The organism is Nocardia sp. NBC_01329 (assembly GCF_035956715.1).
In the GTDB taxonomy this organism is placed as follows: domain Bacteria; phylum Actinomycetota; class Actinomycetes; order Mycobacteriales; family Mycobacteriaceae; genus Nocardia.
On sequence record NZ_CP108381.1, the window covers coordinates 3,073,318 to 3,089,148 of the forward strand.

20 protein-coding genes and 1 pseudogene are annotated in these 15,831 nt (G+C 65.1%); 8 read left to right on the forward strand and 13 right to left on the reverse strand.

Annotation, left to right across the window (positions count from 1 at the left end; translation table 11 throughout):
* Positions 1-4 precede the first annotated feature (4 nt).
* The 9 genes from OG405_RS13970 to OG405_RS14010 all read right to left on the reverse strand — a co-directional run bounded on the left by OG405_RS13970 (position 5) and on the right by OG405_RS14010 (position 7,470).
* Positions 5-712, reverse strand: coding sequence for a FadR/GntR family transcriptional regulator (locus OG405_RS13970; protein WP_327152062.1), 708 nt, complete (start codon positions 710-712; stop codon positions 5-7).
* The gene (locus OG405_RS13975) at positions 709-1,830 is read right to left on the reverse strand and encodes an amidohydrolase family protein (protein ID WP_327152063.1); all 1,122 of its coding nucleotides are present in this window, start codon (positions 1,828-1,830) and stop codon (positions 709-711) included. Before OG405_RS13975 ends, OG405_RS13970 begins: the two co-directional genes overlap by 4 nt.
* A complete protein-coding gene (locus OG405_RS13980) occupies positions 1,790-2,119 on the reverse strand; it encodes a hypothetical protein (protein WP_327152064.1) in 330 nt (109 codons plus the stop codon). Before OG405_RS13980 ends, OG405_RS13975 begins: the two co-directional genes overlap by 41 nt.
* Positions 2,120-2,149: 30 nt before the next feature.
* On the reverse strand, positions 2,150-2,995 hold the full coding sequence (locus OG405_RS13985) for a hypothetical protein (protein ID WP_327152065.1): 846 nt from the start codon (positions 2,993-2,995) through the stop codon (positions 2,150-2,152).
* A 75-nt stretch (positions 2,996-3,070) separates the two neighbouring features.
* Entirely contained in the window at positions 3,071-3,925 is an 855-nt protein-coding gene (locus OG405_RS13990; RefSeq protein WP_327152066.1) for a creatininase family protein, read from the reverse strand.
* A 5-nt stretch (positions 3,926-3,930) separates the two neighbouring features.
* Positions 3,931-4,767 carry an ABC transporter ATP-binding protein gene (locus OG405_RS13995; protein ID WP_327152067.1) on the reverse strand — a complete coding sequence of 279 codons (837 nt, stop codon included), beginning with the start codon at positions 4,765-4,767 and terminating at the stop codon, positions 3,931-3,933.
* Positions 4,768-4,769: 2 nt separating this feature from the next.
* A complete protein-coding gene (locus OG405_RS14000; protein ID WP_327152068.1) occupies positions 4,770-5,561 on the reverse strand; it encodes an ABC transporter permease in 792 nt (263 codons plus the stop codon).
* Positions 5,558-6,442: an ABC transporter permease gene (locus OG405_RS14005; protein ID WP_327152069.1), complete on the reverse strand. Its 885-nt coding sequence runs from the start codon at positions 6,440-6,442 to the stop codon at positions 5,558-5,560. Before OG405_RS14005 ends, OG405_RS14000 begins: the two co-directional genes overlap by 4 nt.
* Positions 6,443-6,504: 62 nt before the next feature.
* Positions 6,505-7,470, reverse strand: coding sequence for an ABC transporter substrate-binding protein (locus tag OG405_RS14010; protein ID WP_327152070.1), 966 nt, complete (start codon positions 7,468-7,470; stop codon positions 6,505-6,507).
* A gap of 181 nt (positions 7,471-7,651) precedes the next feature.
* Between OG405_RS14010 and OG405_RS14015 the strand changes: the two genes are divergently transcribed.
* The 3 genes from OG405_RS14015 (at position 7,652) to OG405_RS14025 (ending at position 10,406) form a co-directional block, all read left to right on the forward strand.
* Positions 7,652-8,449, forward strand: a complete 798-nt coding sequence (locus OG405_RS14015; RefSeq protein WP_327152071.1) for a 2-keto-4-pentenoate hydratase — start codon at positions 7,652-7,654, stop codon at positions 8,447-8,449.
* 729 nt (positions 8,450-9,178) lie between these two features.
* The gene (locus tag OG405_RS14020) at positions 9,179-9,328 is read left to right on the forward strand and encodes a hypothetical protein (protein ID WP_327152072.1); all 150 of its coding nucleotides are present in this window, start codon (positions 9,179-9,181) and stop codon (positions 9,326-9,328) included.
* A 223-nt stretch (positions 9,329-9,551) separates the two neighbouring features.
* Positions 9,552-10,406: a SigB/SigF/SigG family RNA polymerase sigma factor gene (locus OG405_RS14025; protein WP_327152073.1), complete on the forward strand. Its 855-nt coding sequence runs from the start codon at positions 9,552-9,554 to the stop codon at positions 10,404-10,406.
* Positions 10,407-10,521: 115 nt separating this feature from the next.
* Here the strand turns inward: OG405_RS14025 and OG405_RS14030 are convergent, their stop codons facing one another.
* From OG405_RS14030 to OG405_RS14035, 3 genes and pseudogenes are all read right to left on the reverse strand, one after another.
* Positions 10,522-10,965: a TetR/AcrR family transcriptional regulator gene (locus tag OG405_RS14030; protein WP_327152074.1), complete on the reverse strand. Its 444-nt coding sequence runs from the start codon at positions 10,963-10,965 to the stop codon at positions 10,522-10,524.
* 12 nt (positions 10,966-10,977) lie between these two features.
* A pseudogene (locus OG405_RS29220) lies at positions 10,978-11,079 on the reverse strand (TetR/AcrR family transcriptional regulator); the annotation flags it as partial.
* Positions 11,076-12,662, reverse strand: coding sequence for an FAD-dependent monooxygenase (locus OG405_RS14035; protein WP_327152075.1), 1,587 nt, complete (start codon positions 12,660-12,662; stop codon positions 11,076-11,078). The pseudogene OG405_RS29220 and the gene OG405_RS14035, both read right to left, overlap by 4 nt.
* 104 nt (positions 12,663-12,766) lie before the next feature.
* On the opposite strand from OG405_RS14035, the gene OG405_RS14040 reads away from it, so the two are divergent.
* From OG405_RS14040 to OG405_RS14050, 3 genes are all read left to right on the forward strand, one after another.
* A complete protein-coding gene (locus OG405_RS14040) occupies positions 12,767-13,387 on the forward strand; it encodes a TetR/AcrR family transcriptional regulator (protein ID WP_327152076.1) in 621 nt (206 codons plus the stop codon).
* 11 nt (positions 13,388-13,398) lie between these two features.
* On the forward strand, positions 13,399-14,046 hold the full coding sequence (locus OG405_RS14045) for an enoyl-CoA hydratase-related protein (RefSeq protein ID WP_327152077.1): 648 nt from the start codon (positions 13,399-13,401) through the stop codon (positions 14,044-14,046).
* A gap of 163 nt (positions 14,047-14,209) precedes the next feature.
* Positions 14,210-14,365 (forward strand): hypothetical protein, encoded by a 156-nt coding sequence (locus tag OG405_RS14050; RefSeq protein WP_327152078.1) that lies wholly within the window; start codon positions 14,210-14,212, stop codon positions 14,363-14,365.
* Positions 14,366-14,561: 196 nt separating this feature from the next.
* On the opposite strand, the gene OG405_RS14055 is transcribed toward OG405_RS14050, so the two are convergent.
* Complete coding sequence (locus OG405_RS14055) at positions 14,562-14,921, reverse strand: MerR family transcriptional regulator (protein ID WP_327152079.1); 360 nt, start codon at positions 14,919-14,921, stop codon at positions 14,562-14,564.
* Between the two features lie 128 nt (positions 14,922-15,049).
* Between OG405_RS14055 and OG405_RS14060 the strand changes: the two genes are divergently transcribed.
* Together OG405_RS14060 and OG405_RS14065 are read left to right on the forward strand one after the other, a co-directional pair.
* Complete coding sequence (locus tag OG405_RS14060) at positions 15,050-15,472, forward strand: Hsp20/alpha crystallin family protein (RefSeq protein WP_327152332.1); 423 nt, start codon at positions 15,050-15,052, stop codon at positions 15,470-15,472.
* Positions 15,473-15,597: 125 nt separating this feature from the next.
* Positions 15,598-15,813, forward strand: a complete 216-nt coding sequence (locus OG405_RS14065; RefSeq protein WP_327152080.1) for a hypothetical protein — start codon at positions 15,598-15,600, stop codon at positions 15,811-15,813.
* The last annotated feature ends 18 nt before the right edge of the window (positions 15,814-15,831 follow it).

The window sequence follows — 15,831 nt, forward strand, 5'->3', positions numbered from 1 at the left end:
GCGCTCATCCTCGGTCGGCGTTGGTGGTGAGCGCAGCGTGCGCTTCGAGCGCCTTCGCTGCTCTGCCGGCGTCACCACTGGCGATGGCTTCCACCAGTTCGCGATGCACCTTGGCGCCTACTCCGATATCCATCGAAGGATCCGGCGCCACAACGCCTTCCAGCCGACTTTCGACGAACTCCAGCAGCGACAGGTACGTGTGCTTGAGAATCTCGTTGGTGGTGACCCCGGCTATGCGCTTGTGCAACGCCCAGTTGGCCCGGAGATAGGCCTCGGCACTCAGATCGGGGGTGAACATCACTTCGGCCAACGACCGCAACTCCTCGATATCGACAGCATTCCGAAAACGAGTGGCGTCCTGAGTGATGAGTGGTTCGAGTCCTTCGCGCACGATGAGGCAGTCGGTCACCGAGACAGAGTCCCCACTCAATTCGAGCATTTTCTGCCCGAGACGAACCAGCGGTGGTGGCGAGGCAACGAAAACCCCGCCACCTACGCCCGGGCGGATGGTGATCATCTTTCGCGCACTCAACAGTCTGATCGCTTCGTTGAAGGTCGCGACCGCCACGTCGTACCGGTCGCGCAGACTCTCCTTGGTCCCGAGCCGATGACCGTTGACGAGCCCCTCGTTGCGAATCATCTGCTCGATGTCGCGGGCCACGTCGTCCGCCCGGGAGGACGAGGATCGGGTTGCCAGTTCACGTTTGCTCATAGTGCGCCCCTCTGTTCTGCCGTGGATGCGGTACCCGCCGACGCCGATCCGGCTCGCGTATGCCCCGACAGGTACCGGACGGCATTCCCACCCAGAATCAGCTGCTTCTCCTCGTCTGTGAGGTCGAGCCCCCGAACCGATTGCAGCGGCGATCGGTCCGCGAGATCGAAGGGGAAATCGCTGCCCATCAGGACGTTCGATACGCCGACTCTGCCGATCAGGCGTGCGAGCACGTCATCGTCGAACACCGCCGTGTCGTACATCAACTTACGCAGATAGTCCGACGGCGGCCGATCCACCTTTCGCGCGGACGACTTGCGCTCCCAGCCCAGATCCAACCGGGGAGTGATGCCGGGCAGGCACCCACCGCCGTGCGCGAGGCACAGCCGGAGGTCATAGCGATCGAGAACACCGCCGAACACCAGACGCGAGACCGCCAGACCGGTTTCGACCGGGTAGCCCAGCAGCTGGACGAGGTGATAGTCGGCGAGACGGGTCCGGTCCGAGACCCGGCTGGGGTGCACCAGAACCAGAATCTGCCGTTTCGACAGCTCGTCCCACAGTGGTTCGTTGACCGGGGCATCCAGTTCCGCGCTGCCACCGTAGGTTCCGATGGTCGCCCCCGCGAATCCGAGTTCGTCCACGCAGCGGCGCAGCTCGTCACTCGCTTCGGTCAGACCGACCGGAAGGGTGGCCATACCCACCAACCTGTCCGGAGCCTGCCCGACGAATTCCGCCAGCGCATCGTTTGATTTCCGAACCACCTCCAATGTCAGTGCGTCGTCGGTGGATTCGGACGCGAACAGGAACGGCGGGGCCGACACCGCGTGAATCGATACGCCCGCGGCGTCCATCGAACGAATCCGTGCTTCGACGTCGAACTGCTCGGGCGGAAAAGGGATCGCCGCACCGCGGTTCAATCCGCATACCGCCGGATCTATCGACACCGACCCCGTTGCCCTATCGGACAAGTCCGCCAGTCCACCGGCCGCCAACCATTCGAGCAGTGGTAGGGGCATGGCATGACTGTGGATATCGATGACGGGGGTGGGAAGTGCGCCGGTCGGCACCGTCGCTCTAGCCACTTCGCTCGGCCATATACGCGTCGTAGTCGTCACCCAGCAACGAGCGGATCAGGGCCGTCGCCGCGCCGGAGGTACCGGCTTTCTCACCGGTGCCGTAGATCAGGCGCGCGAGCTGGGAGAGCAGGTACGGGTGCAGACCCATTTCGTGCAGTCCGCGGAAATCGCGATCTCTGATGGCCTGCCGCTCGGCGTCGGACAGCGGGTATTCGTCGAGGACATCGTTCTCGTCCGACTCGAAACGTGCCCGGAACTCGAGGTCCCACTTGAGATCCTGTACGAGATCGTTTGTTTTCAACAGTGGATTGAACCGATCCAACGGCATGGTCTCAGATCCTTCCTTTCGATACCGAATTCACACGTCCCACCGCACCGCACCGACACCGCATCTCCACTGGTCGACCGCGACATAACCGAGGTCTGTGCACGGACGGGGCCCGATGGCTCCCATGACGACCGTCCAGGAGAGCAGCTCCGCTGTACCTCCCGAGCCGGCCTCCTCCATCCGCTCGAACGTCGCTTCGGCGAGAATCCGATCGTGGTCGCCCTGGACCAGCAGATCCATGTACCAGCGGTCGAACTTCTCGTCGATCTCGAGATAGCGGGGCCCGCCGGGCTCGTGGCTCAGACCACCGGAGCCGAGTAGACCGATACGTGCGTCGGCCGGGAGGTCCTCGACGATGGCTCGGCCCAGAGCTTTCCCGAAGTCGTAGCAGACGCGCTCGTCCGGAACCGGTGGCACCGTGCAGTTCTGCAGGATCGGGATGATCGGTACATCGAGTGAGGTCAACCCGGCCATGGTGACCGGTACCGAGACGTTGTCGTCGAATCGGAGATTCTCGCGAACCCCGCGCACGTTGGGCCCACACTCACGAACGGACTCGAACAACGTCTTCGCTATTTCCGGGGCACCGCGCAGATCGTAATCCGCCACGCGGAGCCATGGTTTGAACCACTCGTCCGGTCCCGGGTGCCGATCGGTGAGGCCGAACGAGAAGTCCCACGGCTCGCTCACCCTGGTGTTGGCCACGTGGTCGTTGCCGATGATCAGCAGCGCATCGAGGTCCGCGGCGGCCACCTCGTCGTGGATGGCATCGTAGGCCCGCTGGACTGTGTCTCTATCGGATTCGGGTGCCTTGTCGAACCACCCTGTCAAGCCCGGCGTGTGACTCGCCGCCACCGCGAGACTGATCGTCGCCATGATACCTCCGAGTTCGTTTGTGTACGTGTCGGTCCCGCGCGCGCGGGCACCTGGTCAGGACTGTCGGGACGATATTCAGGTGAGCTGCGCGTCGAGGCGACGGCAGATCGCGTCGGCGGCGGCTCCGGCCGAGGCGGCCCGGGTGCGCACGCCTTCGTCGGCGGTCGCGCCCGCCGGGTCGCCGAAATATCCGTGAGGGGTGATTCGACGGGCATCGTCGTACCCGCGCCGCCATACGGCCAGCTCCTCGGGCCCGTGGTCGGTGGGTCGCAGATCCCTGCGTGCGTCCTCGCGTACCAGCTCCGGATACGAACTCATCATCATCGAGGTCTCCCACCGACCGGCGTGTACGTCGACGAACGGGTGTCCTTCAGGCGTGGTCCGCACCCGCGGCGCCGTCGCCGGGAGTTCCGGCGCGAGATCACCGTGGACGGTCAGCAAGGGGTCGTCCACACGGAGTTCGAGACGCTGGGCGAGTGCCGCGTCGACAACGAAGCTGATATCGGCCGATGCTCGCTGCGAACCCGCCCGGATGCCCTCGTAGAGGGTCCTGTTGTGCAGTGCGTCGCCGTGCCCGGAGAAACAGAAGATGTGGCCGAAACCGTCGTTCGACATACCGACGAAGAGGTCGGCGAGCACCTCCCGCATCAGGCTCGGCCGAATGCTGTACGACGCGGGGAACGAGCCCGAAACCACGTTGACGCCCCAGTAGTAGGGCGGAACGACAAGAGCATCGACGCCGCGCTCGGCGAGGGCGGCCTTGACCCGGCGGGCTCGATCCGTAGGGATATAGACATCGGTTCCGGTGGGTAGGTGCGGGCCGTGCTGTTCGATCACTCCGATGGGCCAGAGCAGCACCGCGCCCGCCGCGGCCGCGGCCGCGACCTCGTACCAGGTCATCTCCGCCATGGATTCGCCGAAGATATCCATCGAGTTCAGCTCCCGGTCCGGGAATCGTGGAAGGTCTTGGCATCCTGAATCCGCTGGTAGACGTGCGCGCGCAATTCCGCGAAGCGGGACAGTGCACGCGTCTGCAGCTGGTCACGATCGTCGGGCAGGTCGATCGCGATATCGTCCATCACCACCGTCGGCGATGACGACAGCACCAGCACGCGCTGGCCCAGGTACACCGCTTCGTCGATATCGTGGGTGACGAACAGAACGGTCATGCCCAGTCGTTTCCACAGCGAGCGGGTGAGATCCTCGAGCTCCGACCTGGTCTGAGCGTCGACGGCCGCGAACGGTTCGTCCATGAGAAGCACCGACGGCTCGTAGGCGACGGCCCGGGCGATCGCGACGCGCTGTTGCATACCGCCCGACAGCTGCCAGGGATGAGCTCGAGAAGCGTCCTGCAGACCGACTGCGCTCAACGATTTCTCGACCAGCTCCGTCCGCCGGGCCTTCGGTACCTTCTTCTGTTTGAGCGGCAGTTCGATGTTCTCTTCGACGGTCATCCACGGGAACAGGCTTCTGCCGTACTCCTGAAAAACGATCGCCATATCGCGCGGTGGACCGACGACCTTACCGGCGCCGAGCCGCACTTCACCGGATGTGGGGGCGAGCAGGCCGGCGATACATTTGAGCAGGGTTGTCTTGCCGGCACCGGAGGGGCCGACGATGCAGGCCAGTTCACCCTGGCCGATCCGAAAAGTCAGATCACGCACTGCTTCCACGCGACGGCCGTGGCCGGAGTAGATCTTCTGCACCCCGCGCACGTCGAGCATGGCGGACGTGGTCTCGGGCGCGGTCTCGACGGAATGTGTTCGAGTCATGATCATTTCTCTCCTGGTTGTGATTGGAGCAGGCCGTGGTACCAGCCGAGGGCACGGCGTTCGAAGACCCCGAACGCGAGCGACAGCAGGAAGCCGAGCAGGCCGAGAACGATGATTCCGCTCCACATCTGCGGAATGGCGAACCCGCGCTGGAACTGGACCACGGTGAAACCGAGCCCACTGGAACTGGCGAACATTTCGCTGATCACCATGAGGATGATCGAGATGGACAGAGCCTGACGCATGCCGGCGATGATCTGCGGGCTCGCACCGGGCAGGACGAGGTACCGAATGCGAGCGATACCGGTGATGCCGTACGACCGCGAGGTATCGGAGAGCACCTCGTCGACCGCCCGGACACCCTCGACAGTGTTGAGCAGGACGGGCCACACCGCCCCGAGCACGATGACCAGGACTTTCATCCCGTCACCGATACCCGCGACGATCATCAGCACCGGGATCAATACCGGCGGCGGAATCGCCCGGAAGAACTCCAGGACCGGTTCGGCGGTGGCACGCGCGCGGCGGTGCAGCCCGAGGAACATTCCGAGCCCGGTACCCAGGGCCACACAAAGGGCGTAGCCGGCAGCCAATCGCGCCATGCTCGGCAGCACGTCGTTCGTCAACCGGTCAGTGGTCAGCCACGTACTTCCGAACGTTTCGGCAATCTTGCCCAGCGAGGGAAAATAGTAGCTGCTCGAGTTCGCAGTGCAGGCCCACCACAATGCGATCAGAACGACCGGTAGGCCGATCACATAAAGTGTCTTCTTCGATACCGCGACAGCAGTTGTCATGCCGACACGTCCTTTCGCATCGACGCGTGCCAGCTCAACACCCGTCGTTCGATCGAGCGAACGAGGATATTGACGACGATTCCGAGTACTCCGGTCACGATCACCGTGGCGTACACGTCGGCCGTCGCGTTGCTCGATTGGGATCGCGCGATCTCGGTGCCCAATCCCGGACTGCCGATGATCAGCTCGGCCGAGATGGTGAGAACCAGCGCGACCGAGGCGGACAGCCGCACGCCGGTCATCAGATACGGCAGCGCTGTCGGCCAGATCAGGTACCGGAACACCGCCCATCGCGAGAACCCGTACGACGCAGTCGTATCCCTTGCCACCGGATTGATGTCCTGCACGCCGTGGAGCACCTGGATCAGAATCGGCCAGAACGATGCGTACACCACCAGCAGTAGCGTGCTGCGAATATCCGTGCCGAACAACAGGACTGCCAGCGGAATGAGCGCCACGGACGGTATCGGACGCAGGAATTCGATCGTCGACGCCGTGATCCGGATCAGCTGTGCGGAGGTCGAGATGAGGAACCCGATGATGATCCCCGCCGCCACCGCGATCGCCAGCCCGATCCCCCAGCCGCGCACGGTGTCGAACAGGGCCGTCCAGAACGACGACCGACCCAGCAAGCCGATCAACGCCGCAAGCATCTCGCTCAGTGGCGGGAAGTACGCGCGGGGTAGCACACCCATCCGCGGCAGCAGCTCCAGCAATGCCGCGAACGCGAGGACCCCGCCGACGCCGAACACGGAATCCGGTAGGTTTCGGATACCTGGCCCCCGGTCGGCGGCGACAGGACGGCGTTGTGCCGCGTCGGTCTCGGAGTCGCGCCCCGGCGAATCGAAGGCGGTGATCGGTTCGGAGTGTGTAGCTCGCACTGTTACCTCGTTCTTCGCCCCGGGTACCGGCCCATCGGCGGTCGACGCTCGGTCGGGACTCATCAGTTCTCGATCAAGCCGTCGAGTGCGTCTCCATTGCCGATCAGGCCCGCGTCGACGGTGAGTGTCACCAGGCCACCGAGTTCGTCCCGATCGATCGCCGGACCCCAGACCGGAAGCCGAACACTCTCCGCCACCTTCGGATCGAGCTTCAGATAGGTGTTCAGTGATCGGCGCACCTCGTCGGGGTGGGCATCGGCGTATTGGAACGATTCCTCGAGCGCGGTGGTGAAGCGTGCGACCACGTCCGGACGCTCGGTCAGCATTTTCTCGGAGGTGAACCAGCCCGCGAACGGGATGCCCGCACCCATGGCCGGATAACTCACCGGTAGCGGTCGCGCGCCCGCGTTCTCGGCGATCGTGATGAACGGTTCCCCGACGAGCGCCCCGGCGACCCGCCCGGATTCCAGGGCGGCAACCATATTGGGAATGGGGAGTTCGACCATCGTGACCTCGCCGGGGTCTACGCCGCCCTTCTCGAGACCCGCACGGACTGCGACCTCGCTGATCCCCTTCAGCGTGTTGATGGCAATGGTCTTACCCTTCAGGTCTTGCACAGTCCGGATCGCCGGATCGGAGACCATCAGCTGGCCCGATCCGTCGTCGAGAACATCGTCGGAGGCGCGGGCGCCGATGGCGATCAGTTTCAGCGGCAGGCCCTGATCTCGGGCGACCAGCAGGCTCGCGATGTTGGAATAACCGAAGTCGAAGTCACCGCTCATGACACCCGGGACGATCGCGGCGCCGCCCTGCGCATCCTGAGTGGTCACCTCGAGACCTTTGTCGGCGAACACGCCGCGGTCGATACCAAGCTTCACCGGGGCCACATCGATGATCGGGATGATGCCGAGCCTGACCCCGGAATCGTCCTGGTCGGAACCGCTCGTACTGCAACCGACGAGCGAGATGGTCGCGAACAAGCTCACGGCAACGGCAAAGGCCCTTGTACGTTTCGGAAAGTTCGGCATGGGTCTCCTTGTCGGTGCCGATTTCAATTGACTATAATCAATCACAGTCAATCTGCTCGGGCAACGGTTTCCGAAAAATACCTGTGAAATCGATGATTTCCAGAGCCCAGCCGGCGCAGAGACGTTTCACGGTTCGCCCCCTCCTCCACGAGTTCGAGCGGACCCGCATCCAAGGAGCCCCATGCAATCGCCAGATCTCTCCCGCATCTCCGACACGCTGGCCGAAGCGCAGCGAACAGGTGCGGCAGTGGACCAGTTCGGTGACGATCTCACCCTGGACGATGCGTACACCGTTCAACGCACACTGCTCGACCGCCGCCGCGCACAGGGAGCCCGCTACCTGGGTCCGAAACTCGGATTCACCAGCCGCGCGAAGATGGCGCAGATGGGAGTCGACGAGGTGATCGTGGGCTGGCTCGTCGACGATATGCGGATCCCCGCGGGCGGGACGCTCTCCCTCGACGGGCTGGTGCATCCGCGGGCAGAACCGGAGGTGGCCTTCAGACTCGGCCGCGCGGTGGACTTCGACGGCCCGGACGACGACATCGTCCATGCGGTGGACGCAGTGGCTCCCGCCCTCGAGATCATCGATTCGCGCTATCGGAACTTCACCTTCAGCCTTCCCGATGTGGTGGCCGACAACACCTCGGCGTGCCGGTTCGTCATCGGTCAGTGGCAACCGGCGACCGCTACCACCGAGGTCGCGAACCTGGACGTCGTCCTGAGCCTCGACGGCAGGCCGGCCGAACACGGCTCTACATCGGCGATATTGGGAAACCCGTGGAACGCGCTCCGCGAATTGGCGCCGATCGCCCGACGGTACGGGTTCGAACTACATCGTGGTGCGGTGATCCTCGCCGGCGCGGCAACAGCCGCCACCTCCATCGCAGCGGCGGGGAATGTGAAGGTCGAAGTACAGGATCTGGGTAGCGTGACCCTCTACCTCAGGCCCGGTACGTCCGGGGCCGCAGGACGATGAGATGACGGATCGGGCGCACCGCCGTATCGCGGTCCATGCGAATCCTGCCGCGATATGGCGAAGCCTGTTCCCATGACCCGGCACCGGCGCCGAGGTGGCGGGGTCGAGGCCGGGCGGTCCGGACGCAGTCGGTGAGTACCCGATCCGGTCGGTGAACTGGTCGATGGTGCGCATGAGCAAGCGCCTTCGTGCTCCGTGCCGAAGCAATCGGCAAGATCAAGCTCGGGCGCTGGTGGGGCCGGCTACGGGTGGACGGCCTCATCCCTTCGAACGAATCCGTCGCGAAGAAGCGTAGATCTACAACGTTGACATCAGGCCTCCAGGGGAGTCTACTTGGGTGGACACCAGGGCGAGAAGGCTTCAAGGACAGCCGACGTCCAGGCCGCAGGATCGGCCGATCCGGACCCGCTGCCGACGGGCCGGGCGCGATAGCGCCCGTATCGCTGCCCGCCCACCAGCGCGACACAACCGACGTCGGCCACCGCGCGCAATCCGCACCGTATCCACCCATGACAGTCACAAATGTCAGAGATCAGGTTTTTTGTTCATGATCATCTTCGGAGCCGTCCTCCTCGTCGCCGGATTCCTGCTCGGTATCCCTCATCAGCGGCGGCATCGCCGTCCTGCCCATGGGGACGGTGCTGTGGGAAGCCGGCGCGGAAGGCCACGCCGATCCCTCGATGTGCCGCAACCCGGCCAGTGACGCCCGGCAGGTTTAAGGAGAACAACGTGATACACAGCAATCCCGATACCGTTCGTGGCCACACCGCCACTGCCTCGGCAGGTGCGAATCCACCGGTAGTTCGCTGGCCCGAACCCAGCCCGCTGGCCGACTGGTGGGACGAGGTCATGCGCTCCCACCCGACCGCAGCCGCATAACCCCGCTGCCCGGCTCGAGCGCAGTCCCAACTCCGCCCACGACCAGGCCGGCGCGACCAGGCCGGGCGGCACTACACGTCCCCGATCTGCACTGGAATTCACCATCGGCCGCATCCAGGGTCACTGTTTTCCTGCTGTCACGAGAGCGGCGAGATCGCTCGCATGCCGGTAGGACGGGCAGAGATGCGCCGAGATTCGATCATCTGCACGTGAGGAGCTCCCCGTGACAGCACACTCCAGCAGCACCGAACCGGCGCCGTCGCCGTCCGCCCGCCGCGCCAACCGCGGCCGCGACCCCTACGACGGAATCGAACCCTCGCTCGGCGAACTCGCCGCTCTCGACCCCGCCGACCCTCACCACGCCGGACTGCGCGACGAGATCATCGGACGTTGCCTGCCACTGGCCGACCATATAGCTCGCCGCTATGCAGGCCGCGGCATCGATTTCGACGACCTACAACAAACCGCGCGCATGGGCGTCGTGCACGCCGTCGACCGATTCGATCCTGCGGCCGGCACCAAGTTCGTCTCCTTCGCCGTGCCCACCGTCATGGGAGAAGTACGCCGCTATTTCCGCGACCAGAGCTGGGCGATCCGCGTCCCACGCCGGCTGAAGGAACTCCGTGGCCGGATCACCGTCATCACGCCCCTGCTGATGCAGGAACTGGGCCGCACCCTCACCGCCCGCGACCTCGCCATCGCACTCGACACCGAGGTCGAGGAGATCACCCAGGCACTGATCGCGTCCAAGGGCTACACCTCCGACTCCCTCGACGCCACTCCGGGCACCGACAACGACAGCGGCGACCATACGCTCACGTATGCCGACCGGCTCGGCAGCATCGACCCCTGCTACATCCTCCTCGAGGACGCGGCGGCGGTGCGTCCACTACTCGCGCAACTCCCCCGAGGCGACCGCCGCATACTGATCCTGCGGTACTACGACAATCGAACCCAGCAAGAGATCGCCGCAACGATCGGCTGCTCCCAAATGCAGGTCTCTCGCGCCCTCGCCCGCATCCTGACGACGCTGCGGGAGCAGGCCCTCGACGAACCGGCCACCGGACAAGCCGCCTGACCCGAGCCACGACGAGGCGACCGGATCGCCACCGATCAGCGTCAGACCATCGAACGGAAACTCCCATCGGATACTTCGCCAGCAGGGCCGTGTCGCTGGAGAGCTGCTGCCGGCTTCAGCCACCGGCCGCGCGGGTCGACTCGAGGAAGCTACGGATCGCTGTGTCCGCCGCGCCACGACCCTCCCCTTCGGTGATCGCGAGCTCGAACAGCAGTCCACGCGCCATCGCCAGTGTCATCTGCGCCGATAACGCTGCTTGGTCCGGGCTGCTGCCGACCCGGACGAAGAGCGTTTCCAGAGTGCTCTTCCATTCCATGACCCATTGCCCCAGGGGCGCAGCCCATGACTTGCCCTGCATCGCGGCGGCGGCAACCTCGAAGAACAGTGGCCCCAACTGCGCGGCCTGATCGGCCATTCGATCCCAGAGAGCATAGGCCGCGGTATAGGGGTCCGTGGGCGATTCGAGTAGTTCCGCCAGAGCACGGTACTGCTGCCCCCATGTCGCCGTGACAACAGCTGTGAGAAGCCCCTCACGAGAACCGAAGTGATAGTGCAACATTCGATGACTGGTTCCGATGCCATCAGCTACGGTCCGCAAACTCGTGTCACCCACGCCGTGCTCGGTGAACCACCCGACCGCACGTTCGAGGAGAGCCTCACGCGCGTTGTTCATGCCGATCGATCGCCACCGGAGAATCGCGCGAGGGCGCGACGGACTTCAGCGGCTTCGCCACCGCGATAGGCCACGTGGCCGTCGGGACGGATCAAAACGAACCCTCCTTTGCGCATTGTGTACCGGTCGCACGCCTCACCTGCCGGGTCCGTTTCGTGATCGATCGGCACCACGGCCATCTGCTCGGTCGAACCGATCGTATCGACGGACTCGTTCGACGCGTCCACCCGGTGGCCGGGGCGGAAGTGCAACAGCGTGAAATGGTCGACGCCCAAGCGGTCGTGCACCGTTCCTTCGGCGAGAGCCGCGTCAGGGGCGCGGTCACCGATTGCCGGGCGGCGCGACAGCGGCCACCGCGACCCGCCGCGATATCCGATCGCGAGTTGCGAGTTCTGCAGACTCGCTTGCCGGGCCGCCCCGGGGATGCGGGCCCCGAGCCGGAGCACACTGTCCCGCAGTGATCGAGCGAGCGGATTGCGAAGCGCATACATTCGCCGTCGGCTCTCCACGTCGCGGATGGTCGACGCGGCCACCGGCCGCCGCTCGGTTTCGTATTCGTCGAGCAGATCGACCGAAGCACCCGATTCCACCTGCGCCAGCCGCCACGCCAGGTTGACCGCGTCCTGAATCCCGAGATTCATCCCCTGGCCCCCGAACGGCGGGAAAATGTGGGCGGCGTCGCCCGCCAGGAACGCGCTGCCACGACGATACTCATCGGCCAGACACACCCGGGTGCGGAATATCGACGTCCACTGGACCTGCGTGATCCGCATACCGCTCGCGCCGCGTTCGTCGAGAAGTTCCTGTAGCTCCACCAGGCTCGGCTCGGGCAGTTCTTCGCACCGCGCTCGATCACTCATGTCCACGAAGACCCGCCAGAGTCCACCTGCGCCGGGGAGGCGCATCAGCATGAGCGGGCCGGCGGGACCGAGCCACATCGCGCTGTCCCGGAACGACATCGCCGATTCCAGAACGATATCGCCGAGATAGTAGGTTTCACCCGTCGCGCCACCCGCGAACGAGATCCCGAGAGACTCGCGGACATTGCTGCGAGCTCCGTCGGCGCCCACCAGCCACCGGGCTTCGAGGTCACGCCCATCGGCGATTTGTACGCCGACACGATCGCCGTCCTGGACGACCGTACGCACTTCCGCGCCGTACTCGATTTCCACCCCGACTGCGTGTAGCCGCGTGCGCAGGATGTCCTCGAGCCCGGGTTGCGGAAGAACATAGGTGTAGGGATACCGACTCCGCGGAGGAACCCACGTCAAACGCGAGAGTTCGGCGTCGCCACGCATGATGGAGGCCCCGCCGAGGCGGTAGGCCACGCGCTCTATCTCTTCGGCAAGACCCAACTCGGCAAGCATTTCCATCGACCGAGCTTGCAGTCCGAGGGCTCTGGAGCCGCCGGTCGGTTGCGGGTGCCGTTCGAGCACGCGGCACGACACACCATTGGCGGCCAGAACCAGTGCCGTCACCAACCCTGTCGGACCAGCTCCCACAACGAGAACGCTCATCGTGCATCCACCCGGGCGCCGCCCCTCGCGGCAATACGAGAAATTGTCATGTACCAAATGGTACATACGATTCGCGCCCGCAGTCCAGAGCTCCCCGTTGATCTGGGGAAATGCTATACCGAGCAGACAGCCGAATAATTACAGAGCGCGTGCTCTGTTACGCTCCGATCATGCCCCGCCCTCGTGTACACGCCCTGGATCCGCTCATGGATGCGGCCGAACAGTTGGCGGTCGACGCCGGGCCTGCCGCGGTCACTGTCCGCGCACTCGCGGAGGCCACCTCGGTGTCCAACGGAGCGATTTATCACGCCTTCGGCTCCCGGGCCGGACTGATGGGGCGAGTCTGGCTGCGCGCCGCGCAACGATTTCTGACTCTGCAACGTGAGGCGGTCGACCGCGCACTGGCGCATTACGATGCCGTCGAGGCGGTCGTGGCCGCTGCCGACGCCCCCGCCGAATTCCTGGTCCGCCAACCGGTCTCCGGGCGTTTCCTGCTGACCGTGCCCCGCGGGGAGCTCCTCGGTTCCAGCGTGCTTCCCGACGACATCGCCGAGGAACTACGCCGGCTGGATCAGGCCCTGACCGAGCTGCTCGTGAACCTGTCGCGCAGTGTCTTCGACCGCGCGGATCGCGAAGCCGTCGCCGTCATCCGCGATTGCGTGGTGGAAGTGCCCACCGCACTACTACTGCGAGGCCGCCGAAGCCCCGAACCCGCCGTGCGCCAACGCCTTGCGGCCGCGGTCCGCGCGGTACTGGCCGTACCGCTCCCCGACTCCACTGCAACGAAGTGAAAGGCAACACCATGACCGCGAATCTGCGCTACCAGGACAAGATTGCCGTGCTGAACCTCGGCGACGACGAGAACCGCTTTTCCCCTGACTGGCTCGACACGGTCAACGCTCACCTCGACACCGTCGAGCGCGACGCCCAAGGCCTGATCACCACCGGCGGCGGAAAGTTCTACTCCAACGGCCTGGATCTGGACTGGCTCCTCACAAACGGCGACCGCGCCGAGTGGTATGTCGGCCGCGTCCAGGAACTGTTCGCCCGCATCCTGACGTTTCCGCTGCCCACCATCGCCGCGGTCAACGGCCACGCTTTCGGTGCGGGCGCGATGCTGGCCATCGCCCACGACTACCGCGTGATGCGCGAAGACCGCGGCTACTACTGCTTCCCCGAGGTCGACATCGACATCCCCTTCACCCCCGGCATGGCCGCCCTCATCCAGGCCAAACTCAGCTCCCGGGCGGCCGTGACCGCCATGACCACCGGCCACCGCTTCCGCGGCCCAGACGCGCTGGACGCCGGTCTCGTCGACGCCACCGCCACCGACGCCGAGGTCCTCACCACAGCGATCGATCGGCTCACCCCCATCCTCGGCAAGAACCCCGCAACGCTCGCCGCTATCAAGAACACCATGTACAGCTCCGTCACCTCAGCCCTCCACTGACCGATACCGGATCGTTCATCACCGAAGGCGGGCAGCGCCGACTTCACACTCCGGAACGAGCTGCAGCACTTGCTCTTCGACGTCCGACTCGTCACTCAGGCGCGATAGCCGGCGCAGGAGTGACCAGGCGTCCGTCGCGGTGGTGCTCGACAACGAGGCTGGGTTGGCGGACGATCTTCTGGATCAACATCCCCGTTGCCTGGTGCTGGGAGTTCGGGTGCTGCCGGAATCCATGGCTCCGGCTCGAGCCCGGCTCGATATCGCCGGCGCGGTATTGTCCGCAGCTGCGGTCGTGCTGATCCTGCTCCCGTTGGTATAGGGCCAGGACTGGGGTTGGCCGCGGTGGGGATGAGTGATCCCGGCGGGTGGGCAGCCGGTTCTCGATCCTGCTGTTATCGGAAACCTCACGAGATCAGACCGCGATGTCGGCTCGTCCGCTCCGGGGCGGCCGACGAGGACGAAACCTCATTGCCGGCGCCCCGTGACGGCTGCCCGGTCGCGAGCGACACCGGATGTCAGCGTTGTGACGACCCGTGGTCGCGGAGCCGGTCACGTTCGGTGGTGAGGGCGGCGTTGGCATCGCGGAGCGTGGTGTTGGCGTCTTCGAGTTCCAGGATGCGCCCGATCGCGGTGAGGGGGATGCCCTGCCCGGTCAGTTCGGTGATCCGGTGTAGCCGTGCCAGATCGTCATGGCTGTAGCGGCGGGTGCCGCCTGAACTGCGTGCCGGGGTGACCAGCCCGTATTGCTCGTAGAGCCGTAGCGTCTGGACTCCGACGCCCGCCAATTCCGCGGCCACCGATATCGCGTACACGCCCTGCCCGGCCCCGGGCAGGTTACCGCCCCGGCGATCCGCACCCGTCACCCTCTTCACCATCCTTTCGACATTATCTGCAAATGATACTTGCACTCTCCTCTATCGAGTGCTAAATATTATCTGTGTCAGCAGCCAGAGATTATCTGGTTTCTCATCGAGAGCAAAGGAGTGAACTGGAGGTGGCGACCATGTTGATGCGCACCGATCCCTTCCGCGATCTGGACCGTCTGACCCAGCAAGTTTTCGGCACGCCCGCACGTCCGGCGGCGATGCCGATGGACGCCTGGCGCGAGGGCGACGACTTCTTCGTCGAGCTGGATCTGCCCGGCATCGACCCGGACTCCCTGGATCTGGATGTCGAACGCAATGTGGTGACAGTGCGGGCATCGCGGCCGGAATTGAATTCGGGCCGGTCGATGCTGGCCGCCGAGCGCACTCGCGGGGTGTTCAGCCGTCAACTTTTCCTGGGTGAGAACCTCGATACCGACGCGATCCGCGCCGACTACCGCGACGGGGTGCTGAGATTGGTGATCCCGGTATCGGAGAAGGCCAAGCCTCGCAAGATCGAGGTCGCGCGCCACGACCACGAGCGTCAGGCCATCAGCGCCTGATCGTCCGGGTCGGCGCCACAACAGGAGCCCGGCCGTGAGTGGGCCCGGTCAGCACGGTCTTCCGGGCCCACCCGAGCTTCCCGGGAAATGGTTCCGCAGAACATAGATTCGAGAGGAACGATGCCATGACCATGCCAGCGACCGGCACCGGCCTCGATCGCGCCGGGCCGGCCGGCCCCCGATCCGCAGCCGCCCGGCGCCGCATTCCAGACCCTGCCGGAAGCCGTGCGGTCGACGACGCCGCTGCCGATGTGCACTGGCCCGACCCCAGCCCGCTGCACCACTGGTGGACCGAGGTCATGGACGGCGCACCCCTACCACGCCCCCTCCGCGCCGCCTGAATCCGGCGAGATCCGCGA